The sequence below is a fragment of the Coleofasciculus sp. E1-EBD-02 genome (genome assembly GCF_040218245.1).
GTDB lineage: Bacteria > Cyanobacteriota > Cyanobacteriia > Cyanobacteriales > Coleofasciculaceae > Coleofasciculus.
On sequence record NZ_JAVJQN010000063.1, the window covers coordinates 1 to 26,609 of the forward strand.

Here is a 26,609-nt window from a genome sequence, read left to right on the forward strand (position 1 = left end):
GAACGTCCAAATCTTTAGCCCATCTAGTTTTCGTCGATTTCTTCATCATTCCTATCAATTGGGTCGTTCCTGTGGCATTCGTCATCCATCTCGACCTTCTTATTCCACATTTAGAAGAGTGCTGATGGGGTTAGACTGGCATTGGCTAATTGAAAACCAACTCCATTGGGTAAAAGATGCCATTTTCAAAGAAGATAAATCCCCTATCTGCCACTTCCAAGCTGTCACCAACCTATCCATCCTCCTGACCATCGCCATCAATCTTTTCAGAATTTTGGGTTTTCGCTCAATTACAAACGCCCAGACTTGGCTCTACGGCAGGCTTTGGGGTCTTGTGCCACTCTTAGAATGAAACAGCCCTGATTACAAATGCCCAGACTTGGCTCTATGGCAGGCTTTGGGGACTTGCCACATATAGCGAATGAAACAGCCCTGCCCCGAAAATTGAAGAAGTTATCCAATTGGAATCTTGATCCGGTCAGGGAGTTCAGGAATGCGATCGCTCGAAAGTGTGCGTTCGCTCTCTCGTGTCCTTTTTTGACTGCTCTCACGTATCGCACTCCCTCTCAAAACCCGTCAAACCCCCAATCAGACAGCGTTTCAGTTTTCGGGTAAAGTAGCGATCGCCCTAAACGCATTGTCAGATAAATTATACAAATTCAGCATAAATAAACATCTCGACTCCTAATCCAATTAAAAGTAGAAGCTCTCCCCAGGATAGAATTGTCACACCTAAAGGAGGTTTTGGAACCAGAAACCAGAATGCTGCTAGAGCAATTATGCCTGAACAGACAAACGTAATCTCATCTACAATTAATTGCTGGATCTTGCGGCGTTTGCGGTGTTTATCAGTACGGTGAACAATCTCCCAACCAAAAAGGGTTTCATTATCCCCATAGCCTATGTGTTCCTTCACCTTATCTACCAGCTTATAGCTAATGTATCTGCCGATCGCCGAAATCTTTTCATCGTTAACAACATACGTCCAACCCAGAATCAGGCATACCCAGGGAATCACCAGTAGGGCGTAATAGTTGGACGGGTTGGAAACGGCAAAGGAGATAACTGCTCCAAACGCACCTAACGTTACATATAGCAAGTTGTCCCGAAAGCCAATCCGTTGAGCCTGTTCCGACTTCAGTTTATCATATTCCCTAAATAAAATTTCCAGAATTTGGTCTTTATCGCTCATGGCTAACTCCCAGTTCGTCTCTGGAAAATTTTGCGGCGGTTGAAGTGACCATCTTTTCCCCTCATTCATTTCACTTTTTAATGTTATAATAAATAATTCACGCTATTTTTCTCAATGTCTCCGAAAGTTTTCTTAGTCAATCTTTAGGTAAGTTTACGCAGCGTTAGCTGACAATATAAGATCCACTTGTCATTATATTTTCTAAAGATTTTCTTAATATTTGGGGGTGGCGTCAGGAAGGTTTCTTCTTGAGCGATGAACGGAGTGTGCAAGCGAATATGGCTTTTCAGAAACAGAAATACATTGATATTGGTTACATCAAATTCCTAGTTTTAACGCCGAAAGCAGTAGGAGTTAAGGTTGACGAGATTAAGCGCATTTATTGGAAACAGGGAGATGGTAGAAACCTTGTTATCCTCTTGCACGGCTCTACTGTTGATTCTAATGCAAAAAAATATTGCCATATTTGCAATATTATCGATCAGGAATTACCAGATTATGATATCCTCATACCCGACTTGCCAGCCGGACTTTTTTCAACTTCTAGCTGCCTCATCATCGTTCGAGATTTGCTGAGATGGATTGACAAATTTGAACAAAATAACAAGCATGAAAGGATTATCTTTGTTGGTCATAGTTTCGGCGCAATTATGGCTCGTAAAGCCTACATTTGTGCTTGTGGAGAGACGAATAAAGCTCCCTTGGAAACGTCGTTATTAGAATTTGCACCCGGTAAAACCTGGGCAAAGAAAGTCACGCGGATTATTCTGCTTGCAGGTACAAACCGAGGCTGGCATATCTCCCACCATCTCCCTCCTTTTTTGGTGTTGGCTCAAAGCGTTGGTGTCTTCTTTGGCAACGTCATGACTCTGTTCGGCTGCAAGCCCCTCATTTTTAATATCCGTCGTGGCGCTCCCTTTATCACTCAACTGCGTATCCAATGGCTGGCAATGTGTCAAGATACTGCCAAAAGATATGTCAATAAGGCTTTAACGATACAACTTTTGGGTTCAATTGATGATATCGTTTCCCCAGAAGATAATATTGATTTAGTGACGGGCAAGGATTTTATTTACCTTGATGTTCCCAAAACAGGACACTCAAACATCATTGTCATGGATGAGTCACCAGAGGGTCAACAAAGGAGGAAGAAATTCAAACTGGCTTTGACCGGAAAGCCTGATGATTTAAGAAAAAATCAGGTCTTATTGGATGAGGATCAAATTTTGGAGCCTAAGCTAAACGTTGAGCAAGTTGTCTTCGTTATTCATGGTATACGTGATCGCGGTTACTGGACAAAAAAGATTGCCCGTAAGGTTCGAGCGTTGGGGGGTAATAAAATCTATGCAACGGAGACTTCGACTTATGGCTATTTCCCAATGCTGTCCTTTCTCTTTCCGTTCCGCCGTCGAGATAAGGTGGAGTGGTTGATGGATCAATACACCGAAAACCTAGGACGCTATCCCCACGCCATTGATAACTTTCACTACGTCGGACACAGTAACGGAACCTATCTACTGGCTAAAGCTATAGAGGAGTACCCTTGCTGCCGCTTCAAGAATGTGGTATTTGCAGGCAGTGTTGTTCCCATTGATTATGACTGGTTTACTGTAATCAAGCGGCGTCAGGTAGCGAAAGTCCTCAACTTTGTTGCGACCAAAGATTGGGTTGTTGCCTTTTTTCCCAAGCTTTTCCAAGTTTTCCCATTCCTGCGATGGCAGGGCTTGGGAAGTGCAGGTTTTGATGGCTTCAAACTCTTCAACGATTTGCCTTTGCCTCATCAGTACCTAGTAAAGACACCGATTAAAGACGGAGATAATGAGATCGGAGAAGTCTTTCAGGTTGAATATATCCAAGGCGCTCATGGCGCAGCGCTCGTGGAAGATAATTGGGAAACTATTGCCCAGTTTATCGTGTCGGGAGATGTGGCAGATTCGCAATTATTGAACCAAAAATCGCTTTTAAGTAAAAAGCAAGCTGTTTTGATTAGCGCACTAAGCAAAGTACCCTATTTAGTTTGGGGACTTCTCTTAGTTGTTGTTGTCTGGTTAGGCTGGGTTATTCTTTCCCTTAACATTGCTGAGTGGCAGAAAACAGTTGCATTTATACTCTATTTGTGGTCACTTTGGAGTATCCTCACGCGCATATAACCAAGACGACAAAATAATGACTAGCTTTTCTGCTTTTTAGAATATTTTCGCTTGAGTAAGGCTCCACGCCATTAGTTATCGAGGGGTAAAATCTGCACAAGGTATCTGCCAATCTTCTAGTCCCAAGGGATAGATTACACACAAGAATCCCTGATTGGTGGCACAACCTGACGCGCAGCGTAAACACATCCGTTGTTGGTTTCGTTTTTGGAGCTGCTGTTCTAAGTATCGTTGCTGCCCCTGGACGATCGCTTCCCTGTTTTCCTGAAATTTGGTTACATAGCGATCGCGTTTATCCAACCAGGTCGCGTATTCTTCGGCGTGGTCTGCCAGGATTTCCCGCGATCGCCGAATTTCTCGATAATCTGTTCTTATGTCACTGTGACAACAATTTGTTATTGGGTCTGCTTACTGCTTGTTAGTTTTTTAAAAACCAGTTTTTAAAAAGCGATCGGCAGTTGGTTATTAGTTGAACTGTAAAACTGTGGTTCGGTGTGGCGTTTTCATCCCCTTTCGGGGAAGTGTGTTTGGAAAGCATTTATCTGCTGCCAAAGTTTGGTTATAAAAGTGTTTCCATCCCCTTTCGGGGAAGTGTGTTTGGAAAGTCTTGACGGTGAGGAATACAACGGAGAAACAGAGTTTCCATCCCCTTTCGGGGAAGTGTGTTTGGAAAGGCACTGGTCGGATTACTAAATCCGAATATCTTCAAAAAGTTTCCATCCCCTTTCGGGGAAGTGTGTTTGGAAAGGGTATAAGTGTAGCAATGTTTATCATTTGTCTATCGTTTCCATCCCCTTTCGGGGAAGTGTGTTTGGAAAGTACCTGCAGAGGCAATCAGCCTCTACGATGCTAACGGTTTCCATCCCCTTTCGGGGAAGTGTGTTTGGAAAGTTTAGTCTAACCTAGGCTAATTGAGGGTTCGGTGTTTCCATCCCCTTTCGGGGAAGTGTGTTTGGAAAGGCGAGCTTGTTTATGAGGAATTGCCGTGGTATGAGAAGTTTCCATCCCCTTTCGGGGAAGTGTGTTTGGAAAGTCCTTGTCCAACAAAGGAACAAGCGCATTGCTCCGGTTGTTTCCATCCCCTTTCGGGGAAGTGTGTTTGGAAAGAGTTCGCTCAGGAAACCTTACGGGGACTGGGTTTCAGGAGCCAAATCGACGCATCTCGAAAAACTCTCATCCATCCTGCCCAAAATTGAGTCAAACATGCCGCTCAAACTCTTTACTCGCAAGGCTTCGACGCATCTCAACGAAAAAATAGGGGTTTCAGCCATTTGGCGAGATGCGTCGATAGCGTGAATTAACGTATTTCACTATGCAGTTTTCTAGGTTCTGCTGTTAATCGCCTCATTTTACTACTGCTGATGTAGTTTTTCAAGCACCTGGGGGAGTGCCTCATATTGCTGGATTAGAACTTCGCACCAGTTTCAATCCCTGATAGGGATTCAGGGGAATTCCGAGTCTTTGGGCTTTTTGGATCTCAGCCTAGTGGGTGTGTTTCAATCCCTGATAGGGATTCAGGGGAATTCCGAGTAAAAGCCACCCCCCGAAAAAAGGGAAGACCAAAGTTTCAATCCCTGATAGGGATTCAGGGGAATTCCGAGGGCAGTTCCTTAGAACGCTTGCTCTATATAGTTTTCAATGTTCGATTGCGACAACCTCCTATAAATATAGCATTTCAGCCTTGGCTTTTGACAAGACCCTTTAAACCAATTAAGCTCAAACCCTTTATTCATAAGCCTTTCAGCCTTTGCGACAACCTCCCAGTTAACCGAAATCCTTCAAACCCTTACCAGTTAAGGCATACAGCCTCAAATTTTGACTTCCCCTTAAAAACACCTACTGGTTGTCGCATCAATCCGTAATTACAATTTTCGCAAAATCCCCCAGATTACTAATGGTCTGGGGGCTGCGTTTCCAACTAATCCGATTTGACCCAATCGGTAGGGTTGAGAACCAGCCATTATCCGACCCGGGAGACGAAGGTTTCCAACTAATCCGATTTAACCCAGTCGGTAGGGGTTTCTCAATTACTCTCGGATTGAATTCCCAAAATAATCAGTTTCCAACTAATCCGATTTAACCCAGTCGGTAGGGTCGCCGGTTTTTTTGTGGCTGGTTAGTGGGGTGGTCAATTGTTTCCAACTAATCCGATTTAACCCAGTCGGTAGGGAGTTCGTCTGACAGCCTTTGCCTAGTAAGGGTTTCAGCCGCCGAATCGACGCATCTCCGAAAAGTCTAACATATCCGGCTAAAAATCGAACAAAATACATGCCTCAAACTCCCTTCCTGTATACAATCGACGCATCTCAACGAAAAAATAAGGGTTTCAGCGATTTAGCGAGATGCGTCGATTGATTGGTCTAATCGTGATCAACCTCCTTAAAACTATCGCGATCGCTCGAAAGTGTGCGAAGCACGTATTGCACTCCCTCCCCCAACCCGTCAAACTCCCAACCCACCAGCGTTTCAGGTTTTAGGTAAAGTAGCGATCGCATCTTTTCCTCCTGGGGGGTGGGAACAGGCGCTACCAAAGATGCTATTAACACAACGCTTTTTCGATAAACTTTTATCTCCTAATTTTTTCAGCGATTCGGCAAATCATGTAAATAATCGTAACAAACATCAGAGTTATGCGTAAAATCGGCAACCCATGCCAGTTTTCGCCAAGGATCACAGGATTTTACCGAAAATCACTCTCTTCCCGGAGGCTTTCGTTACCGAACCCTGCTATCAAACCACTTTTGATCAAATTGATCACAAGTTCAATCCGGCGATCGCATCCCTAAGCTCAAGGGGGTGTACATTGTACACCCCCTTACCCGTCAATTCCCTCTGGCACTATAATTTCATAAAGCTTAAGCGATTAATAACCAACATTGAGCAGCGCCCTGGCTTGCACCGCGTCGGCGTTGGCGGAGCCTGTTCCGAAGAGAACGTATCGCGTCCTAACACAAGCTGGGCGGGAACATTCTGGTAATAGCTTTCCATTCCTCCACTAGCGCCGTCTCCCCTGGTCTTATCTTGCGCCCGTTTAACTCAGGGTGACGGGTATAGAATACCGCATCTGTTAGCGCCGTAACTGTTTCCCCGTAATCCTCCACTTCATAGCCATACTCTTCAGGTTCTGCATAACAAAGGGGGAGTTGCATCCAAACGAGTTGATCGTTCAATACCTCTCGAATAGCTAACCACTCTTTCTTGTATTGCGTTTGGTGAGGCTGGATGCTTCTGTTCAACATTTCTGGGTTAACAGTCCAAAAATATGAGTCAGTGTATTGGTCTAGGAAAGACGCAGGAGGGGACGCAAGGGCTTGACTGCCAACCACAACTGAAGCGGCAATCATGGATAAGCCTAGTGATTTGAGTTTGAGCATTGCCGGAAATCGTTGCGCTTCTTTACCCAGTCTGCCCTTTCTACCAATAAAGAATTTAGCGATCGCATTCTCCAATCCAATCCAATCGCTGCAACCATGGATGCAATAATCATGCATCAGGATTTTCTTTTTGCGTGTGAGTTTCATTTGCATAAGGGATACCTAGCCGAGAGAGATAAAAGGGTAGACCTACGCCTTAGTTAGAATGAAACAGCCCTAGGAGGGGTGAATATGTCACACTCAGTTCGGATTGACAAACAACTGCTGATTGCCGCAATCGGAATCGCCGCTTCCGCGTTAACGGCAGGCGTCCTGGGAATAATCGAAACCTACACAGGTTTGGCTCTTTATTCTCTCATGTTTTGGTTCATTCTCCCTGTCGGTGCCATCATCGCAGGCTTTGGTGCAGCCAGCGGCTATTATGTCGGAGCCAGATTATTTAATCAAAAACCCGCTGGTGGTATAGCCATGAATATGCTTCTCGCTTCCATCAGCGCCTACCTCCTTGTTCACTATGTTCCCTACTACCTCTTAGAAATTAATGACGGCACAAGAATAAAGGATATTGTTTCATTCTGGCGCTACTTAGACATCAATATTCGCAGCGCCTCCATCTCCTTTAGAGGCGGTTTATCCACCGGAGAACTTGGCTCAACCTGGGGATACCTCTATGCCTTCCTACAATTAATTGGCTTTTCATTTGGCAGTCTGATTGTATTTGCTGGACTTTCAAATATTCCCTACTGTAAAAAATGTTCCAAGTATTTGACTCAAACCAACACCCAGGAACGATATACAAGCAATGCCGAGAACTTATCCGAGAAAATCCAAACCTTTGCCAAGTTGTTGAATGAGCGCCAATACGTTAAAGCCCTAGAATTCCATAGCACTAAAATGGGTAGTTCCCAAAATGACAATCACGTCCTCCGAACCCAACTAACTACACACAAATGCAAAACCTGCAACAAAAACCATTTTGAGTTTGTCGCGTCTCGTTTATCGAAAAATGACTGGCAAGACATCGAAAAAACGCGGATACGGCTGTGGGTTGACCCTCAATTCGATGCGTCCCCCTAAGTCGGGCTTGCTGTCGTGAGTATTGGGGTGAGGGGGAGATGGGGTGAGGGGAACACAGAGAAGCGAACTATTGAAACTTAGTACACCCCCATTTTCATCCTCTACCCCTTCGCGCTTTCTTATACCTATACCCCTTGACTTATGAGTACAAGTATAAGATAATAAGTATAGGTAAGCAAGGGGTACAAATCTATGACTTTTTACTGGTTAGACCAAAACCTTTGGGGCAAAGGCAGACAACCCGCCCAATGGGAGGCACAACTTATCGATGAGGCGTTGCACTCTATGGAAGGGCTGACCCGCTCTAATGAAGATCAACTTCTCCAATTACGCTCACGCTTAACTCAACAATTCCTCCAGCACGTTGGAGAATCCAGCCTCAAAAACTGTTTCAGCCGCCTCCACAAAGCCATCAAGATTCATTTTTCACCCTCTTCGGGACGGCTCACTCAAGCCAACAGCGTTTCACATCCCACCAAGCATGAGCCTGTACACATTGCTCTGCTATTGGTGGACACTCCCCAGGAGATTAAGGATAAGAACAATGCCCTCCATGGTGAAGCCCTGGAGTATAAGCATAGTAATGTCGCCTATATTGATAACCCACAAGCCATTATTGACAAGGGACGAGAGCTACTCAACAAAGCAATAACCTCTCATCGTCAGGGGGATTTCTGTAACTACCGGGATTTGGGTGCTTCCTTATGCCTACTGGCAGGATTACGACCCATAGAAGCTTTACGAGATGCTGTCCTAGAACCAAAAAGTAAATTTACGGTCATCATGGCTCAAGGACAAGCCAAGACCAGGGGAGAGGAACGAACCTACGAAATGCCTACTCTGATTGAAGCATCGAAAGTTCTAGAAGGTTACTCCATACTCCGGGAAATCTTCGACGCCAGTGACCTGAATGACAATGAAATTCAATCTTATAAGAATGGGGTGCGCGACCATGTGATCATGCACTTTAAAGACTTAGTGCCGACTCTGCAACGACTCAATGGCGAAAAGCAGGTCAATACTCAGCGGTTGAGAGCGGTGTATGATGCGATCGCTACCTTCTACTATTGCCCTGCAAAAGTGAAAGACTTTGTGTTCGTCAAAGCCATCAACGGACACAAACCCCAGAAGGGACGCAGTGATGCCGCCATGCATTACTTAGATTATCAAATGGCGGATAACGTGGTTGCCCAATACAATGGCAAACGCCAGGGCGTGAAGCTAAGAGAACCTGGAGTCAAAGTCCTAGATAAGTTTCAGGACTTGGTTGAACCTATAAGAGTACCCAAAAACGATAAGATTTCTCAGGTGAGAATTTATCAACGCGATCGCACTCGTCTCCAACAACTTACAGAAACCCTGAATACTCCCAATCAAAAGGACACCTTCTCGATTGTGCTGAAGTTAGCAGATATTACGCTTCGCTTGGCTCAACAACTAGATGTCGAACCCCAATACATTGAGCAGACAATCTCTCAACGCTTCCAAGAACATCAAGAATCATCTCTTTTTTCATCAGACGACCTACACAATCAGCCAGAGGAAACGACTGAAACTGTCTCTGTTGACGCTATCACTCAACTTACAGCCGCCATCACCCGACTCACTGACCATCTCGAACAACCAGCGCCAGCGGCTAAAACTTCACCTCCCCAACCCGAACAAGCACCTGCTTTCCCCTCATCAACTCAAAGAGAACCCAAACAACGGAGTTCCGAGGCTTCCGAGGCTTATGTAAATAGGGCGATCGATGCCATTATGGATTTTAATAATGATCCAAATCGCCAAGAGCAGGACAAGTGGTTCATCGGCGTCTCACCTTTGAAGAAGATTACCAAGCGCAATCAAGCCTTGATTGAACGGGTCTTGCAGCAACGAGAAGCTGACCTTAACCAACATCATGCCCAACACCAACTTACCCCCAAGCACAACTCCAAGGGCAGATTTGCCCCGAAAATTGAAGAAGTTATCCAATTGGAATCTTGATCCGGTCAGGGAATTCACGAATGCGATCGCGCAATTTCTGCTAAGGGTGCTACTAGGTAATAGATATTTTACTCACGTAGAGTTGTTTGTGCGCCATGGCGCACATTCACTTATCCCAGCGTCTCAATTTTCCCGGTTTCGCGGCTTCTCCACACCTGACCCATCATCCCATGCCAGTTTTCACCAACGATTGCAGAATTTTCCCCAAAATCGCTCTCTTCCCAAAGGCTTTCGTTACCGAACCCTGATATGAAGCCACTTTTGATCAATCTGATCACAAGTTCAATCCGGCGATCGCATTTCTACGCTCAAGGGGGTGTACATTGTACACCCCCTTACCCGTCAATTCCCTCTGGCACTATAACTTCATAGAGTTTAAGCGATTAATAACCAACATTGAACAGCGCCCCGGCTTGCACCGCGTCGGCGATCGCGTCCAACCCAAAACCTTCAACCGCAGCTTTTCACCAGCTTTTCACCTTTGAACCACTCCAGCTTTTTCCTACACAACTTGTCGCCCTCTCCTTTTATTATCACATTATTACATACTCCGGGGCAATGGATAAACAACAAGAGCGTCCAAATTTTTAACCCATCTAGTTGCTGACCATCGCCATCAATCTTTTGAGAATTTTAGGTTTTCGCTCAATTACAAACACTCTCTCCCTGGCTCTATGGCAGGCTTTGAGGACTTGCCCCAAATAGCGAATGAAACAGCCCTGGAGTGGGAATGTGCATAAGAGATATCCAGCAAGAGATATTGAACAGTGAGTAGAATCAAACCCGTTGACATGACTCAAACTAACTTGTTTACCCATAAGATTGCCGCTATGCAATTTTTGAGCCGACTTTTGAAGAGCGCATCTAGCTTTTCTCCTCACACCAAGGTTATGACTATCAAAAAAGCATTGGCGTTGACGAGTACGGTTTCTCTATCAGTTCTGATTGCTCAGTCGGCAAACGCTGCAACCCTTGGAGCCAGGGCAAGTGTTAATCTTATCGAGATGGATCACCAGACAAACGGATCTCCTGCATCCGGTAGTCTCGTAGAGGCTTCAGCGTCTGGACAAGGATCTTCAGGAACAGGCTTTGCCTCTTTTGACGGTAAAGTTGGCGCTTCTGCTATGTCTGAAAATACTTCTCCTCTATACAATGCTTTTGGCAATGGCAGCTTTGGTTCTGGATATGAGGTTATAGGTAACTCTGACAATACATCACTTCCTCTAAGCTTCAACTTTCATTTGAGTGGAAGCTTAAGCGCTGATTCTGAGATTGGAAACAACATCAGCCAAGGGATTGCTGGTGCAACTGTGGGTGGTTTTTTATCTAGTGGAAGCAATGTTAGTAAAATAAACGGTCGTGCCAACCTAACATCTCGTGCTGGGTCTCCTGTTAGCTTTACTCAAGCCGGAGTTTTTGGCTCCAGTGGTCCACCACAAGTCAGAATACAGCCAAAGATTAATGTGGAAGCAGATATCAATGAAGTCTTTCTTAATGAAGACGACCTAGATCAACTGAATTTAGAATTCTCCTTAGAAGGAGAGCCAAGCGATTTTGACTTTCCCGTTTTAACGGGACTCATCGCCGATGCCATAACCAGCCAAGGTCTAAGCCGACTCAATCTTGTTCCGGGGCTTGATATCGAGGCTGGGTTTAAGGTTGATTATGGATTCGATACCTCTTTCAGCCTACCCCTTGAAGTAGTCGATAAAGGCAGGATTAATTATTTTATCAACACCAGCGCAAATGCCCTGCCCGAAGCATCTGCAAGCTCTAATTACAGCAGCACCCTTTCACTAACATCTATTACTGTTCCAGAAGAATTCGATGCCGTAGATGTTGATAAGTTGAGGGTTGTCTTTGATTCAGGATTTGAGTTGCCTATTCAGGTTGAAGGTTCGGGTACTGGAAATGGAAATGGGGATGTTCCAAAAAGCGTTCCTGAACCATTGACTATACTCGGTTCAGCTACAGCTCTAGGTTTTGGAGCTTTGTTTAAACGAGAGCATTCAAGAAGACAGAAACACTTCAAGTAAAAGAGGGAACCTAATGTAGCAATAAGAAATCCCGTGTTAACTACACGAGTAGTGAGAAAGGGGAGTTGATTCAGAGCGATCGCTCCCCGACTAAAACATTTGGGAATGGATTGTATCCACCGACTTATTTAAGGAAATAGTGATGAAAGCCAAACTCATCTATAAGGTTCAAGACTGCCAACATGAATTTGAACTGACCCAACTCCGAACCGTTGTCTGTCCTCATAGAAGGGGACTCCTATGGCGTCCACCTGATCCAAAAACTCGAACAAGAATACCCAACCTATCGACTGTCTGATACAGTTCTGTACAGCGCTCTAAAGTTTCTTGAAGAGTCCGGAATGATCATAGGGTACTGGAAAAAACTCAAAGAACAAAACCGCCCCCGCAGGATGTATCAAATCTGTTCAGAGTGGCGGGACAAAGCTAGGGAGCTTGCCGGTTTTTGGCAGCGTTATATAGACCTAGAGCGCCAGTCGGCGAAAATATAGGGTTCGTGTCACCGGACGGGCGATCGCACTCCATCTCCCCACCCCTAACCCTTTGGATTGAACTCTTTGGATTGAACCCAAAAATCGCCAATTGAACAACGGAATGCGATCGCGTAAGGGTTCAAACTCGACACCATCGGACTTGAGACGGGCTGAAGTGGTAAATAACTGTTCAATCGTTTCTGGTGTAATTGGTGTTGGGGGTATGGGTTGGCGGATGTCCTGTAAGTCAGCTTCTACATCCATGGCGATCATGTCTTCTAAAGCCGGACGCAGGGGTGGGGTGTTGAGTACCTGCTCAAATTCTGACATCAACACATCTTCTTCTTCGGGATCAGCACTGATTGCGGCTTGCTCGATAAACGTGGGAACTTGAGCCAGAATCGGTTGTAGGTTGCCCACAACTGTAGCAAAAGCATTGATGCGATCGCGCAATTTCCGATAGACTTTTGCCTCTACCGTGCCATCATAATAGAAATTGTGAATTTTAACCGTGGGATAAATCTGCCCAATCCTCTTTGTTCTTAAGTCTCTTTACATTCATTGTCAACTCCAGCCAATCTTCATTGTCATCATCCCACCTGTTATCACTATCACAACTCCTCTTTACTCCCACCAACACTCCCACTGGAGACTAAACGACTTAGAGAAAACAGCCCGATCAACTTCGATAGGATCATGGAAGATTTATATTATATCCGAGTCGATTCTTGAAAACACCCAAAAAGTAGTTCCTCATTTCGCTCAAGGGATTTGGTACTCTTTAGGCAAGGCTTGCGATCGCACTCCCTAAGATCGCACTCCCTAATTGCAAATTGCAGAGTTACTCTTCGTCTAACAACGCCTCCATCTGAAGAAGAAGCCGTTCCAGCTTTTTGTGTTTTTTCGGATTCTTCCAAAATTTAGCTTTTTGCAAACGTCCCGATGTCTCTTGGAAGCGGCTTAATAGCGATGGGGGTTTGGCTGTGGGCTGTCTTAGCTGCTTAATGCGTTGGGTAATTTCTTTGAGGGAGAGGTTATCTGCGATCGCGTCATTCAACAAAGCCTGTCTTTGTGATGTATCCTTAAGACGAGCTAGAGCCTGTGCCTTGGTATATGCAATTTGACCAATCCGTAGAGCATCCAACACATCATCGGGTAAATTGAGCAGAGGTAAACGGCTACTGACAAACGACTGCCAACTCATTAACCCCAGGGAATCGAACACCGTTAAAATCAACTCGGCTTGCTCATTACCCAAAACGTTTTGGGTAACTTTCCCCTTCTCCTCATTTTGCATCCGATATAGCAAAGGGGGAATCTCTTCCACATTACTCCCTAATTGAGTCGCTAGCAACTGCAAAATGGCTTCAGTTTCCTCAACGGGGTTTAAATCTTCCCGTTGCAGGTTTTCAATCAACGCCAGTTGCAGCGCTTCTTCATCAGTCAGTTCCCGGATAACGACAGGGATTTCGGTCAATCCCGCTTTTTGGGCGGCACGGTAACGACGTTCCCCGGCGACCAACTCATACTCGTCTAGATGGAGCCGTCGAACTAACAGAGGTTCTAAAATCCCAAAGTTTCTAACTGAAGAAGTCAATTGTTCTAACTTATCTGGATCAAAATAGCGCCGGGGTTGTTGTTTGGGTAAGCGAATCAAGCTAATTGGAACTAACACAGCAGCGGCATTCGGTTCTTCCCGCTCTCCCAACAGAGCGGCTACCCCTTTCAACTTACTGGTATAAGGTTGGTCTTTTTTACTCACAGTTTTTCCAAGGATAAAGCAATACGTTTAAGAACAGCCACGGCTGGATGTTTGGGACTAGATTTCGCCAAGGGCAGACGCTTTTCCGAGGCATCAGCAAAAGCAATCGAGCGCTTTATCGGCTCATAAACAGTTGCCAATGGCTCTAGCTGCTCTTGGATAGCCTTGAGCGTCCGGCTTTCTTGAGCAGTACGACCATCGTACATCGTTGGCACAAATCCCGCGATCGCTAAATTACGATTGGCTTTGGCACGAAGTCGCGCTACTGTGTTGAGCAGTAAATCAGTTCCCTGGAATGCCTTGAACTGAGTTTGAATGGGGACAAGGACATGAGTCGAAGCGACCAATCCAATCACACTCAAAATCCCCAGACTGGGAGGACAGTCAATTAGGATAAATTCGTAGTTGTCCCAAACCGGAGCCAAAGCATCTTTGAGGCGCATCTCCCGCATCAGAGCGCTGACTAATTCCAACTCAGCGGCACTCAAATTGATATTAGATGGAGCGAGATCAAGTCCATGGATTTTACCATGAATCGGTAAAGGAGCTTCTCCCGCGATCGCGTCGTAGACGGTAGTCTTCAACTCAACCGGATCTTCTCCCATAAATGTAGTCAATGAGGCTTGGGGATCAAGATCGATTAACAAAACACGGTGTTTTCGTTGGGCTAGATGATAGCCCAAATTGAGAGTCAACGTACTCTTGGCGACACCGCCCGATTGATTAAATAACGAGATTATTTTGCTCAAGGTTTAACATTAATTTAGTTGAAAGTCTAGATCAAAGCTTCGTCCGGTTGCTGCCATTTACCAGCCGACCACAATTCGACGAACGCGGGCGGGAATCGCATACCCCGAATTTCAACAATTGTGTCGGACGGATCATTTGCCATTTGAGTGCTTGTGCCTTTTGCCTTAAAATTTATTACCGCTATTACGCTTTGTCAGGGAAAGGAGAGCGATCACGCCTCTAGGCGGGGATAATCCAAAATTGTTGTCGGTACTTCCTCATAGCCTGGATCAAGTTGATTGGTGATCACGCTTTGGCGCTCTTATCCGCAAGCCATGCAAAGCCTTGTGGTGTAAAAGATTTTATTATGACTTTCCATGTCTTTCAACCAACATAGGAATGCCACGATTTACCCAAAACTCAGGACAAATTACACCACTGGACATACCGCCATGCTTGTACCTCTCGACTGCAAACCGTTCTTTGTGGCTAATTGGATGTCCGGTTCCCACTGATCCGTTGCGAATGATCGATGACCCAACCAATCCCCCTGTTGTTACTGTGACGACAGGGGTTATAAAGCATCGTAGTGGTCGCTGAAATAAATGTTCCCAATACCTCAATCATGACCCATAAAATCCCGATTCCACACAGTTTACAAGGCTCCCTCCATGCCACAATTGGGACATCCTTTGGTTCTAGTACAACTCCTGATGTGTTGCAACAATTGCTGGCTGATAAGAGAAGTCCTAGCACTCGTCAAGCCTACGAGAGAGATATAATACAATTTTTTAAGTTCATGACGGGTAAGACGGTCACTTCTGACTTGGTGCTTGAGTTCCTACATTTGGAACGTAGTCAAGCTACTTCTGTTGTACTTAAGTACAAGGCATCATTGATTCAACGGGGACTATCTGAGGCTACTGTCAATCGTAGGCTAGCGGCTATTAAAAGCCTTGTGGCTATGGGTCGCCAAATAGGTGTGTGTGATTATGGGTTGGAGGATATTAAGGGCGAGGCAGTCGTCAAGTATCGCGACACAACTGGTATTGATTCTCAGACGTTTAAACTGATTCTATTGCAGTGCGATCGCGATACACCCAAGGGCAAACGTGATTATGCTCTACTCCGGCTCCTCTGGGGTAATGCCCTAAGAAGGAATGAGGTTAGTCAGTTGAATGTGGGAGATTTTGACCCGGATTCCCGAACGCTGCGGATTCTGGGAAAGGGCAGAAGCCAACACGAGGTTATCGATTTGGGACAAACAACGGTTAATGCGATCGCTGATTGGTTAAATTCCCACCGCTTGCGCCGCGATGATTCCCCGTTATTCTATGCCCTGGACTCCCACTCCAAAGGGCATCGTCTCACTGGGGATGGGATAAGGAAGATTGTGGTGCGGTTGTGCAAGCAGGCTGGCATCAAAAAACCGATGAGTCCTCACCGTATCCGGCACTCGGCTATCACAGCCGCTCTGGATGCCACCGATGGGAATGTCCGCAAGGTTCAAAAACTCAGCAGGCATCGCAATTTGGACACGCTGATGATTTATGACGATAACCGGGGACGCGATCAGGCTGAAATGACCGACTTGCTCGATGATTTGGTGTGAAGTATGAAAAAGTCAGCGCAGGTTATTGCCAGTTAATCTGATTTTTCCTCAACTTCTTCTTACAGCCAGAGCAGTAGTAGCGACCATCTTTGCCTTGCGTTAATCTCACGGCTGGGTGCTTTTTACACTTAGGTTTATCCTCGGTGTCGCCTGTGGCGCTACCCCCCTCTATCATGCCATTGTCGCCTTGGTCGCCATAGCCCTGTGATTCCCACCAGAACTGGGGGACAGCTTCGCCACCACTTGTCAGACTAAAGCTGTATGGCGATAATTTTGGCGCGAATTTGGCGCTATTTTGCTGGGCTATAAAATCTAGTTTGTCAACAGGAATAGGGAAGCTATCAAGCAATACCCCTAAACCCGACTCTATCTCAATGTTTTCAGCAACGGGCAATGAGTACCATTGAGGGGATTTACCGGGAATTACACACAAGCCAAAATAATGTTTTTTGGCGTCGTCCAACCATTCGTTTTTGGCTTGGATAGCTGTGGAAATTTCTCCGTACTGCTTGAGGAGTACGTCTTTTTTTAACTCCAGAGCCGGATTGTTTTTTATCGCATCTAGAGAGCTAGAACCCTGATACAAACAGATCATCTGCTCCATGTCTGCCCATTGAAAACCCGCTCGACTGACTTTGGGATTCTGACCAATCAGAATCAGTTTCATGCCCAGATGTCGAATTCGTGAGACTAGGTTGAGAAATTGACCCTTATCTGACTTGTCTAATTGAGTGTCGATTTCATCCAGAATGTCGAGAGTTACTGGGCTATGTTTTTTAGATTTTTCTCGGTCAATCATTTGGGCAGTAATAGCCCTTAACGCTTGCTTTAACTCATCTCCCGACTGACTGACTTTTGGGATACCCCAATAGTCCTCAGCACTACCATGTTGCGGGTCATGAAGACGGATAAACCAAGGCTGAGATTGGACGATTTTTGAAAGCAGATAACGAGCGACTATTCCTTTGCCATCCCCCGTCGCGCCCATCACCCTGATAGTTCCCTTCCTGCTCATCTCCCTGATGACTTGAACGGCTAGTTTTTCGATTGGGGTAAATAGCCGCTTTAGCTCCTCCTCTTTAATTGGAGGTTCCCGTCGTAAGCTAATGATGATTAGATCGCTGATTTCATGTTTCTTGATGCTGGTGATGGAGTGGATGCCTAACCACTTAACCAAGTCACCTGTATGACAATTCAAATCACAGAGAATGGTTTCTACTCCAATCGAATGACTGTAACTGTAGCCAGCAGTTATCGACCCGTCTGATCTGATATGATAGCCAGTAACAGCCAAAGGGATATTCAAATCTTCCCAGACTTTCCGGGCAATATCGTTAGCTATCTTCCCCTCAACTGAATAGCCAAACTGACCATAGCTGGGTTCAATCAAGTCTCCCTCCAATTGTTGTTGGAGTCGTGCGACTTTCTCGGTCAGTAACTCAATCCGATTGAGGTACTCGGAACGCTCCTTATTGACCATTACGTTAAGATCATCAAGATTTTGGTTATAGGCTCCAGCCAGTTCTTTGATGAGCTGACGCTTGGCTTCGTGGGCGCTACCAACTTTTTCACCCCAGACCTGAAGTCCGTGAGCTATTCTGAGGGCTTCTGCTGTTATCGCATCATGTTCGGCAAAAATCCGCTCGATCTCTGCCTTCTTTGCTACTTGAAACCGCCGTTCGGCTTCAGCTTCCACGCGGTCTTCAAATTCTGATTCCCATGCTCCTACTTCAGCTTTTAAGTCCTCAGTCTCATCTATTGCTGCTTCTAACTTGCGATTTAAGCCTGCTATCGCTCCCTGCAAATCTGAAACTGCCTGTATCGCTCTATCCCTCTGTTGATTGGATTCTTTTAGGACTATTTTGGTTTCTGATAGAGACTGCTTGGTCACTTGCAGGTCAGAGGACATCTGGGAATTTGAACTCGTCAGGTGTGCTACTTCTTGATTAGCGGCGGATAACTTGTGATTAGTAGTGGACAGTTCCTCTTCAAGTCGGTCTATCCGCTCTCGACTCTGCCCAGTCAATATTACGACGGCAGGAGTGGATAGGACAGACGAGAGCAAAAGAACTTTAAGACCTCCACGACCTCCCAGGCTCCAAAAGCCAACGAAAAAAGCGACCCCAGCCGCTCCTATGCCGATAGATGCCTGTGATAATTTGTTCATGGTTGGTTACGAGTCAAAATTTTGATTGGACTAGGTAGCACCTAGAGTCGGTGCTACCTTTCTCTCATTGGCTAGCCAGAAAAGCCAGAAAGAGAGACAGGGCGAATGCTAGAACAGAAGCCCGAATGAAAGGAGGAACTCTGCAATAAAAATGGGCTAGTCGCTGCCAGAAATTCGGGTAAATAGCCTGTTGAGATGGACGCTTAAATCCACTCAAAATTCCGTGAATTATAAAGGTGTGAGCAAATGGACACAAAACTATTACGTCCCTCCACAATTTCTCTTCCCCAATGTGGTTGTAGTTAGTGTGATGGCAGTTATACCGCCATCCTTTGCCACACTTCACCCACGGAAACATTGAGCAACGATACCCGGAACGTTTTAGGAATTCCCTGTGTTTCTTCCTCCATTCAGATGAGACTATATACTCAGAGTATTTCACTTAGTTAATGCTCCCAGCCTCTTGCGGAATTCGTCTAATTGGTTCTGCTTTTCTTGTGTTTGAGACTGTGCTAACCCCAAGCTGACTTCAGACTGTGTTAATTTTTCAGCCATTTCTTGTTCGGAATAGTTAGCCAAGGCTAGCTCATTGACAGTCTTGGCTTGGGCAAGTCCTAAGTTAATTTGCTTCTGCTGGTTTGTTTCAATCTGGACTTGATAATCCAGGAAATCACCCTTAGCTCTTTCCGCATCCGTGGCATACTTAACCCCAGCACTGAACGCCTTAGTCCGTTTGCCCTCAGTGACAAACCGTTCACGAGCGAGGTCAAAGCTAGTGCCTGTTAGTTTGACTGCCCGGATAGCTCCTTCATAAATACCCTGCTTAACTTCATAATCTTGTAGGGAAATCTGAGGTAAACTTTCAGGGGGATTGAGCGGGTCTGCTACTAAGTAGGCATCCCCGTTAAACTGAGGTAAGGTTGAGGCTATCTGATTAGGCTCAATCTCGTTTAAGCCAGTCAGAGACACGGGCGCTGACTTTTTGGGGGTAATCGCGTCGTTCCCGCTCTCTGTAGATTTGACAGGAATCGCTGAGGTTTTAGCTGGGGTCTTGGTCGTCTTTTTTGCTACTTGATCAGCAGCCTTCTTAGCTCGTCGTTGTGCCGCCGCTTGGCTTAAGTTATTTCGCGCCATCGGTCAAAAATCTCCTACTATTTACAAGCGATTGGTACTGAATTTTTAGCTGAATTAAAGCTTTTGAAAGCGCCTCGAATTCTCGCTCCAGTTCAGCGTCTAAGTCGTACTCGTTGAGAACTTCATCAAGTTCGGCTTGGTCGGTTCTGTAGTCTTCTATTCGTTCGGTGAATTCTTCCATGCTCACCACCTCGCACTTATTTAAAAAAGAAGGGCAAGGAAAACCTTACCCTTTAACTCAAGCGGTTTTAATTGACTAAATCGATAGCCGCAAATCCGTATTGAGAGCGCTCTCTATTGACTCTCAATTCCTCCAGCTTTTTGATAGCGGTTTTTAACTGCTCAATCTCGGCAAAGTTCTGTAAGGTTGTCGGGGTAACATTGCCAGTGAGAGAAGCTACGGCATTCTCGGTAAGCAAGCTAGCCAGCCGACTGTGATAGTCTAGTGTTGTTTGTTTCATTGCTAACTCCTTAGTTGGTAATGGATGGGGAGATGCATAACTTGGCGGTTTCATCTCCCCGACCCGCGACCAGAGCTTTGTCACCTTTTTTCCTCCTCACCTGAATCGATGGACAAACCACTTAAGTCACCTGAGAGAATCGCCTCATACAACCGATCCGCCTCAAGCTTGTCCTGCAATGCTTGTTCGGCAACCTGCAAGAGCAATTGAGCCTTGCGATTCTCCAGATTGACAGCAAAGCCTTTTTTGCTATCGGCTTGCTGACGTTGATGTTCGTTTAGTAGATTCTGAATATTAGCCAACTTTGAGTTGAGTGCTTGCTGGTTTTCAGATAAGTTGTGCCGTGCCAAACTCAGGCGATTAGTTCCCTCAATAGGGGCGACTATGCTCGATGGTAGGTCGAGCTTATCATTACAGACTTCAGCCTGCGCTAATACCGTCGATTCTGGCTGCGGTTCGGGTTCACTCGGCAACAGGTCAGCATTTTCCTTATGTACTGCTTTCACCCAGTCAGCCGAATTTAACCCACTGGATTTGAACTCGCGAATCTTGTTAATCATTAGCTGGGTGTACTTGCGCCCATCCTTTAGGTCATCTAGCAACCAGGGATACGCTTCTTTTACGGTGCTGGCATAGTTTCGCGCTTGCTTATCAGATACCCCAAATTCGAGTCGGATATCTTTTACCGTGTATAGCGCGGCGTTACCGCAGTTTACCGCGTCATTTGCCGTACTTTCCGCTTTGGGAAACGGTATGAGCCAGGGTTGCCGTGCCTCAAAGTCTTGATGGGTCTGTGTTTCGGTCATTTTCAAGTCTCCTTTACTTGTGCCGTTTGTTGTGACGTAATCATTACCGAAATAACTACCGGGGCAATTGACGGGGTAATACCGCCAAATGCTTGCGGTACTGCCGTAATTGCTTTTACTTGATATAATACGCACATATAAAGCAAAATTGCAACTTAAATGCGTTCTAAGTGCGTCATTTCCCCAAAACTTTTAAATAGGGAGATGATAAAAGTAGCATGGATAAAGCACATATAAAGCGTCCATGTTATGCCCAAGTACAACACAAACCTTGAACTAGCCGATCATGATTACGACTGGCTAATCTTAATTTCCAAGCTCTCTAACAGATCGCTCAGGGCATGTGTTCAGTCAGCTATCACGTTTTATGTGAGGCGTCAGAAGCCAGAGTACGAAAAGATTCTGAGTTATACGGCTAGGAAATATGGGTTAACTGACATGGAATGCCTTCAGCGACTACTTAAGGGAGAGTCTTTAGGAGAACCAGTAGAGAATTTTTCCGAACCTTCCCCAGAATTACCAGACTGAAACAAACCAACCAAAGGAAACTGAAAAGCAATGGAACCGAGAGATATATATATGATTGACCCGGACTTTCCAGGTGGAACGCCTGGGGAAAATAAGCTCAGAACCCGTCCAAGCGCGGAACCAACAACAAGCTGATGAAAAATGTGAGGAGTTCGAGGGACGAATATGGCGTAATTCTTGAAGGCGTCGATAAACGCGATCGCGCCGATAACACAAGGGATGATTAAACTTCTACCCCCATATCTAGAATCTACCCACAAAGGAATACAATAAAATCATCCAAAAAAAAATAGGCTGCAAGTCCTCCTCATCTAGCTAATCGTCCAGATTTAGCTCTAGCTGAGAATCCATTGCCGCCCCAAAAAAACAAAAAACATTAAATTCATTTTCTAGTCCAATCCTAACATCCTTGTACGACTTTCACACGTACCGTATACACGGTATTTTTAAAAAGGTTTGAGCGGATTAGTCAAATGGGTTTTGGGCTGGGGCTTGCAGCACCTACGATATAAAAGGTGCAACCCATGCTGAAACTCGGTTTAATCCCATCCTCTACCTCTAACCCCTGTCCAATCTGTGACAACACATCCGGCAAATGCAGGCAGGGCAAGAAAGACCCAGACTACTGGCAATGCATGACCTTTGCCGGAACTCGTAAGGGGGAGACTTGCGGGAACTGGAAGTGCCTAGGCGACACCTCAGACCAGATGTGGGCGCAGTTCAAACCCGACAACTCAACCGAATGGACGGAGGAACGACGGCGAGAATGGGAAGCACAAAAACAGGCAAGACGGGAGAAGGCTCAACGAGAACAAGCCAGGACAGATGCCCAACGACTCAAGAGAGCTTTATCGGCAATAGACAGAGATAAAGGATACCGTCGGCTTTTAAGGAGTCTAGAGCTATCCCCGTTAGACCGCGAGAATCTGATCAGACGGGGGATGAACCCAACCACAATCTCTTCAGGTCTGTTCCGGTCGGTTGAAGCGGGTCAGCTACTCGATGGCTTTTTCTTAGATAACCGACTGCCTGGAATCTCAAGCCACGGGGAAAAATTAGTCACTGAGGCAGGGTATCTTTGCCCAATTCCTGACCTTGAAGAACGGATCATCGGCTGTCAAATTCGACTCAGACAGCCAAAGGAAGGAGAAGGGCGATATCGCTGGTTATCCTCCAAGCAGGCAACATTACATCTCCCCATCAAAGATTCGGAGGGTAAAACCCACCTAGAACTGCCAATAGGAGTCTATCGCCCAAGGGAAAGTCAGGATAATATTGTCCCGCCGCTCCTCCGGAATCGGAATGCGATCGCGCTCGCGGAAGGTACAGGCGCTAAACCCTGGATGGCGGCTGACTTATTGGGCATCCCAGTCATCGGCGCGGCTGGGGGAATGCAAGCCAATAGCCCGATTCAACTTAAACAATACATTGACGGGCTAGCCCGATTCAACAAGCCGAATTTATTACTGATTCCAGATGCGGGGGATGTGATCAACCCTCAAGTTATGCGGCGCTGGCGGCGACTGTCTAATCTCCTCCAAAGTTGGGGGTATGGCGTCCAAGTTCTGTGGTGGGGACAGACGACGAAGGCTATGGATGACATAGATGAGATAGGTGCGGCAAATTTCCAAGCTCTCCAAGCCTCAAAAACTCTTAAATTACTCACTCCAAAACAATTCCAGAAGCTTGCCCAATTCCAACAAAGGCAAGTCCGCGAGGAGGCGCTCAGGCAGAAGAACTGGAAGCTTTGGGTTAGCTTGCGACGCTACACCTCCACCCACGTTATCAATCAGCCTTACTTTGAATTCCCAGACGACATACCAACTGAGGATATCATCCTAGCTGGCAAAAGCGGACTAGGTACGGGTAAGACTTCAGCCCTGATTCGGATGATTGTTGAGTTGAACCGAGGGAGTCGATTAATCGGCTACCGTAACAACCTCCTGCACCAAACAATCGCAAGATTTGAAGCGACCACCGGAAAAACTTATCATCATATCCAAGACTTAAACAGAGAAGACAAAATACTACTGGCTGACCCAAATTCTCACGTCGCGTTTTGCTTGGACTCGATTACCCACTGCGATCCCTATGATTTTTATCAAAGGGTAGTGGTACTTGATGAGACTGTATCGGTACTACTACACGGGATGACAGCAGGAACATTGGGCAACCGACAATCTGAAGCACTTTCCATGCTGAGGGAAGCGTTGCAACTTTGTTCTGTGGTTATTTGCTTAGATGGCAATTTGCGGGATATCGACATCGACCTGATTCAGAAGCTATCTGGGGACAAGCAGGTGGTCAAAATTAAGAACGACCATAAGCCAGAACCTCATCGGATCACGTTTGTGACTGGGATGGATGCTGACGGAGAACTCAGGAAACGCGATCGCTCTCCCTTAGTCCGGGTGCTACTCGCACCGGGTTGCCGCCCCTGGATCGCGACGGACTCCAAAGACCGCTCGAAAGCTCTTTATCAGATGCTTACGGCACGGGGGCTGAAAGGATTTGTGCTGAATTCGGAAAACACGAAGGAGGATTGGGCGAAGGAATTTCTGAGCGACCCATCTGGCTTTATCCAATTCTGGAAGCCAGATTTCATGATCATCAGTCCCTCAGCCGAGAGTGGGTTAGATGTCCATAGCGGCGGACATTTTACTCACAAGTTTACTTTCTTTTCTGGGGTCTTAATGACCAATGGTCAAAATCAGATCATGTTCCGGCTCAGGGATAACTTACCACACTATGTATTCTGCCCTCTTCGGGGACTCGCTAAGGATAGAAACACACCGAAGACTTACGTAATGAAGGAATTTGGAAAAGCCAGCGATTCATTCACTCTGGCTTCGGCTACGATGGCGGCTCAAGTGTCATCTGACCCAACTTCGATACAAGCTATTTTGTCCGCTTTGCTCGAAAACACAGATTTGGATTATTGGAATTATTCAATCCAGATTGGGGCAATAGATAACTTCGAGTCAGACAACCTAAGAGAATGCCTGATGTACGCTCTCTCAGAATCCGGGCATATTGTGGAGGAAGAGAACTGGCTCAACGATGAGGATTTAAAAGCCGAGGAATCTGAAGCTTTTCAAACCGTTCAACGCATTGAAGCTAAGGAAATATATGAAGCGGAGGACATCCCGTTTGAGCAGGCTCAAGTCCTCAAGCGCAAGGATGGCAAGAAGGATGTTAAGCGGAAAGTACAAAAGGCTTTCTTCCTTCACCGTCTCCCAGGTATAAAGGAGTCGGAAGTCTGGAATAAGCCAATAGAACAGGCAATAAATGGATTGCCTTTGTACCCCCCTGAGCCAACACGGAACAGCATCAACGGAGGACAGTATTTACTACTCCTTAACAAGATCAAACGAGATTGGCTAACTTCTCTTGAACGGTTGTATCTGCTACAGAACTATGAGATAGCCAAAAAGCGGCATGAGCAGCGATGGTTTTCTCTGGCTTCTAAATCCGAACTGGTCAAGATGGAGGCGAAAAGGCGATCGCGTGAGTTCCCGACCATCTGGGCTTTGAAGGAATTGGGAATTGAGCGATTCTTGGAAGGAGAATATTGCGTGGATAGTCCAGAGCTTATCGACCTGGAGGAAACGGGCAAGCGACCTGATATAATTTTAGCGCTGGGAATAGCTCCCGGTAAGCCATTGAAAGGAAATGCTCAACGTATCCGGTATTTAGGGAAATTATTAAGCTTAATCGGGATAAGGCTTGACAACCCGATAAAAAGAGGAACAACGAACCGTAAGAACTATTACAAAGTAATAACAAACCTTGCCGAAGCACGAACGACCGAGCGAATACTGGAGAAAGGGGGAACAATCCCACTTGATTACTGGGCAATTGACCAAGCCAATCCATTGAGGATTGCTGCCATAGGCGCGATCTCAAGGAAAATGACTGAGTGGATGCACAATAACTCTTCGGAGTTGGAGTGGAACCCACAACAGCCAGAAATAGCTCAAGTAACGGCGGTTGACGCTTCGGACTTCGGACGTTCGGCGAGCGCGGCAACTGAGCCTGTCGAAGTTCAGTCGAACGCTTGCGAGAGCGTCAACACCGAGCGGAATCGAGATGTTGAGCCGACGGCAACCACAGTTATTCGAGCATCTGAGGAAGAATTGAAAGCCTGGGATCTTAAATGCCGTGAGTTTAACAGCAAGGACACGGTAGACCAATGTGCCGAGGTCGTTAAAGGTTTGCTGCCCTACGCCGAATCCTGGAATGACATCACAGAGGTCGTGGATGCTTTCCTTTCATCCGCTTCAGAGAAAGCCGAACTTAAACGACGACTTAACGAGTGGGACGGCGATTTCGTCAGGGAAACTTACCGACGAGTCAACCGCTTGGCTGAAACTGAATGGGAACCCACGCCACCCACGCCAGAACCTCAAATCTTGTCACTCGTTGACGATTCTTTGGATGATGCACTAGAGGAGCCGCTCTCTAAGACACAAGTGCTGATCAACGCCTTGTCCAAGGTAAAATCTGTCAAGCAATTCTGGCAGACAATCAGGGGGTACGATTCGGAGGTGATAGAGGATGCGATCATCATGCAGGATACGACGATAGCTAGACAGACCATGACGGCTTGGTTTTCGGGCGACGATTCCAATCCTCTGATGCCTGATCGATGGCAAGTGGGATACCCCGTCTATCTCCCAGATGAAACCCGAGGGATTATTCATCAGATCAAAGATGGCATCGCCCTGGTGAAGAAATCCGTGGGGCGGTGGCTTCCTGGTGAATGGCTGCTTTTCCCAGTCAGTCAATTAACTTAGGATACAAGCGCCAACCTACACAGTATCAGCCTCCTGTCGCTAGGGTCGGTAGAGGGTGTCATACAGATCCTCTGTCGTGTCGCCCCTTCAGGTTTGAGTCTATCCGAACAAATCAGACAGTTTGGAGGCTCTTTTTCACGCGATAGCCGCCAAAACATTCTAGAGTAGCCCGGACATTCCACACACTCCTAGAGCGCCGGTCCAGTAATCACGATGGGGGTAAAGCATGAGAAAATAGGTTGACACAACAGTTGTGAGTGGTCGGATGGTGTGAAGTTTTACAAAGTATGTTTCATTTAAGTCGAACTTCAAAAACTGAATACATC

22 protein-coding genes, 2 pseudogenes and 1 CRISPR repeat array are annotated in these 26,609 nt (G+C 46.1%); of the genes and pseudogenes, 10 read left to right on the plus strand and 14 right to left on the minus strand.

All coding sequences use genetic code 11. The features are described from left to right. On the plus strand, nt 1–352 hold a 352-nt coding region (locus RIC07_RS10545; protein ID WP_446394481.1), incomplete at its 5' end, for a transposase. 297 nt (nt 353–649) lie between these two features. Here RIC07_RS10545 and RIC07_RS10550 read toward each other — a convergent pair. Continuing rightward, nucleotides 650–1,192, minus strand: a complete 543-nt coding sequence (locus RIC07_RS10550) for a hypothetical protein (RefSeq protein ID WP_446394502.1) — start codon at nt 1,190–1,192, stop codon at nt 650–652. A 278-nt stretch (nt 1,193–1,470) separates the two neighbouring features. Here RIC07_RS10550 and RIC07_RS10555 point away from each other — a divergent pair, with 278 nt between their 5' ends. Further along, complete coding sequence (locus tag RIC07_RS10555) at nt 1,471–3,342, plus strand: esterase/lipase family protein (RefSeq protein WP_446394482.1); 1,872 nt, start codon at nt 1,471–1,473, stop codon at nt 3,340–3,342. Nucleotides 3,343–3,417: 75 nt separating this feature from the next. On the opposite strand, the gene RIC07_RS10560 is transcribed toward RIC07_RS10555, so the two are convergent. The 4 genes from RIC07_RS10560 to RIC07_RS10575 all read right to left on the minus strand — a co-directional run bounded on the left by RIC07_RS10560 (nt 3,418) and on the right by RIC07_RS10575 (nt 6,869). Then, on the minus strand, nt 3,418–3,642 hold the full coding sequence (locus RIC07_RS10560) for a hypothetical protein (protein WP_446394483.1): 225 nt from the start codon (nt 3,640–3,642) through the stop codon (nt 3,418–3,420). A 199-nt stretch (nt 3,643–3,841) separates the two neighbouring features. Then, a CRISPR array of direct repeats spans nt 3,842–4,449; the repeat unit is 36 nt; unit sequence GTTTCCATCCCCTTTCGGGGAAGTGTGTTTGGAAAG. A 959-nt stretch (nt 4,450–5,408) separates the two neighbouring features. After that, nucleotides 5,409–5,612 (minus strand): hypothetical protein, encoded by a 204-nt coding sequence (locus RIC07_RS10565; RefSeq protein WP_446394484.1) that lies wholly within the window; start codon nt 5,610–5,612, stop codon nt 5,409–5,411. A 90-nt stretch (nt 5,613–5,702) separates the two neighbouring features. Next, nucleotides 5,703–5,888, minus strand: a complete 186-nt coding sequence (locus RIC07_RS10570) for a hypothetical protein (RefSeq protein WP_446394485.1) — start codon at nt 5,886–5,888, stop codon at nt 5,703–5,705. Nucleotides 5,889–6,287: 399 nt separating this feature from the next. After that, complete coding sequence (locus tag RIC07_RS10575; protein WP_446394486.1) at nt 6,288–6,869, minus strand: hypothetical protein; 582 nt, start codon at nt 6,867–6,869, stop codon at nt 6,288–6,290. Between the two features lie 78 nt (nt 6,870–6,947). Between RIC07_RS10575 and RIC07_RS10580 the strand changes: the two genes are divergently transcribed. Together RIC07_RS10580 and RIC07_RS10585 are read left to right on the plus strand one after the other, a co-directional pair. Further along, entirely contained in the window at nt 6,948–7,793 is an 846-nt protein-coding gene (locus tag RIC07_RS10580) for a hypothetical protein (protein ID WP_446394487.1), read from the plus strand. A 192-nt stretch (nt 7,794–7,985) separates the two neighbouring features. Continuing rightward, nucleotides 7,986–9,779, plus strand: a complete 1,794-nt coding sequence (locus RIC07_RS10585; RefSeq protein WP_446394488.1) for a protelomerase family protein — start codon at nt 7,986–7,988, stop codon at nt 9,777–9,779. A 110-nt stretch (nt 9,780–9,889) separates the two neighbouring features. Here RIC07_RS10585 and RIC07_RS10590 read toward each other — a convergent pair whose 3' ends face one another. Next, the gene (locus RIC07_RS10590) at nt 9,890–10,057 is read right to left on the minus strand and encodes a hypothetical protein (protein WP_446394489.1); all 168 of its coding nucleotides are present in this window, start codon (nt 10,055–10,057) and stop codon (nt 9,890–9,892) included. Between the two features lie 513 nt (nt 10,058–10,570). On the opposite strand from RIC07_RS10590, the gene RIC07_RS10595 reads away from it, so the two are divergent. Further along, nucleotides 10,571–11,815 (plus strand): PEP-CTERM sorting domain-containing protein, encoded by a 1,245-nt coding sequence (locus RIC07_RS10595; protein ID WP_446394490.1) that lies wholly within the window; start codon nt 10,571–10,573, stop codon nt 11,813–11,815. A gap of 212 nt (nt 11,816–12,027) precedes the next feature. Next, nucleotides 12,028–12,306 (plus strand): annotated as a pseudogene (locus RIC07_RS10600) (PadR family transcriptional regulator); the annotation flags it as partial. A gap of 105 nt (nt 12,307–12,411) precedes the next feature. Here RIC07_RS10600 and RIC07_RS10605 read toward each other — a convergent pair. From RIC07_RS10605 to RIC07_RS10615, 3 genes and pseudogenes are all read right to left on the minus strand, one after another. Further along, nucleotides 12,412–12,831 (minus strand): annotated as a pseudogene (locus RIC07_RS10605) (helicase); the annotation flags it as partial. A gap of 298 nt (nt 12,832–13,129) precedes the next feature. Beyond that, the gene (locus tag RIC07_RS10610; protein WP_446394491.1) at nt 13,130–14,050 is read right to left on the minus strand and encodes a ParB/RepB/Spo0J family partition protein; all 921 of its coding nucleotides are present in this window, start codon (nt 14,048–14,050) and stop codon (nt 13,130–13,132) included. Further along, nucleotides 14,047–14,799, minus strand: coding sequence for a ParA family protein (locus tag RIC07_RS10615; protein ID WP_446394492.1), 753 nt, complete (start codon nt 14,797–14,799; stop codon nt 14,047–14,049). The genes RIC07_RS10610 and RIC07_RS10615 overlap by 4 nt, the downstream gene beginning before the upstream one ends. Before the next feature lie 379 nt (nt 14,800–15,178). On the opposite strand from RIC07_RS10615, the gene RIC07_RS10620 reads away from it, so the two are divergent. Next, a complete protein-coding gene (locus tag RIC07_RS10620; protein ID WP_446394493.1) occupies nt 15,179–15,379 on the plus strand; it encodes a hypothetical protein in 201 nt (66 codons plus the stop codon). A gap of 25 nt (nt 15,380–15,404) precedes the next feature. Then, the gene (locus tag RIC07_RS10625) at nt 15,405–16,391 is read left to right on the plus strand and encodes a tyrosine-type recombinase/integrase (protein WP_446394494.1); all 987 of its coding nucleotides are present in this window, start codon (nt 15,405–15,407) and stop codon (nt 16,389–16,391) included. Between the two features lie 22 nt (nt 16,392–16,413). Here the strand turns inward: RIC07_RS10625 and RIC07_RS10630 are convergent, their stop codons facing one another. The 5 genes from RIC07_RS10630 to RIC07_RS10650 all read right to left on the minus strand — a co-directional run bounded on the left by RIC07_RS10630 (nt 16,414) and on the right by RIC07_RS10650 (nt 20,959). Then, complete coding sequence (locus RIC07_RS10630) at nt 16,414–18,558, minus strand: hypothetical protein (RefSeq protein WP_446394495.1); 2,145 nt, start codon at nt 18,556–18,558, stop codon at nt 16,414–16,416. A gap of 438 nt (nt 18,559–18,996) precedes the next feature. After that, nucleotides 18,997–19,692 carry a hypothetical protein gene (locus RIC07_RS10635; protein ID WP_446394496.1) on the minus strand — a complete coding sequence of 232 codons (696 nt, stop codon included), beginning with the start codon at nt 19,690–19,692 and terminating at the stop codon, nt 18,997–18,999. After that, a complete protein-coding gene (locus RIC07_RS10640) occupies nt 19,679–19,873 on the minus strand; it encodes a hypothetical protein (RefSeq protein ID WP_446394497.1) in 195 nt (64 codons plus the stop codon). Before RIC07_RS10640 ends, RIC07_RS10635 begins: the two co-directional genes overlap by 14 nt. A gap of 67 nt (nt 19,874–19,940) precedes the next feature. Beyond that, on the minus strand, nt 19,941–20,153 hold the full coding sequence (locus RIC07_RS10645) for a hypothetical protein (protein WP_446394498.1): 213 nt from the start codon (nt 20,151–20,153) through the stop codon (nt 19,941–19,943). 80 nt (nt 20,154–20,233) lie between these two features. Beyond that, the gene (locus RIC07_RS10650) at nt 20,234–20,959 is read right to left on the minus strand and encodes a hypothetical protein (protein ID WP_446394499.1); all 726 of its coding nucleotides are present in this window, start codon (nt 20,957–20,959) and stop codon (nt 20,234–20,236) included. Nucleotides 20,960–21,208: 249 nt separating this feature from the next. On the opposite strand from RIC07_RS10650, the gene RIC07_RS10655 reads away from it, so the two are divergent. Then, the gene (locus RIC07_RS10655) at nt 21,209–21,487 is read left to right on the plus strand and encodes a hypothetical protein (RefSeq protein ID WP_446394500.1); all 279 of its coding nucleotides are present in this window, start codon (nt 21,209–21,211) and stop codon (nt 21,485–21,487) included. Between the two features lie 524 nt (nt 21,488–22,011). Then, nucleotides 22,012–26,283, plus strand: a complete 4,272-nt coding sequence (locus tag RIC07_RS10660) for a plasmid replication protein, CyRepA1 family (protein ID WP_446394501.1) — start codon at nt 22,012–22,014, stop codon at nt 26,281–26,283. Nucleotides 26,284–26,609: the final 326 nt, after the last annotated feature.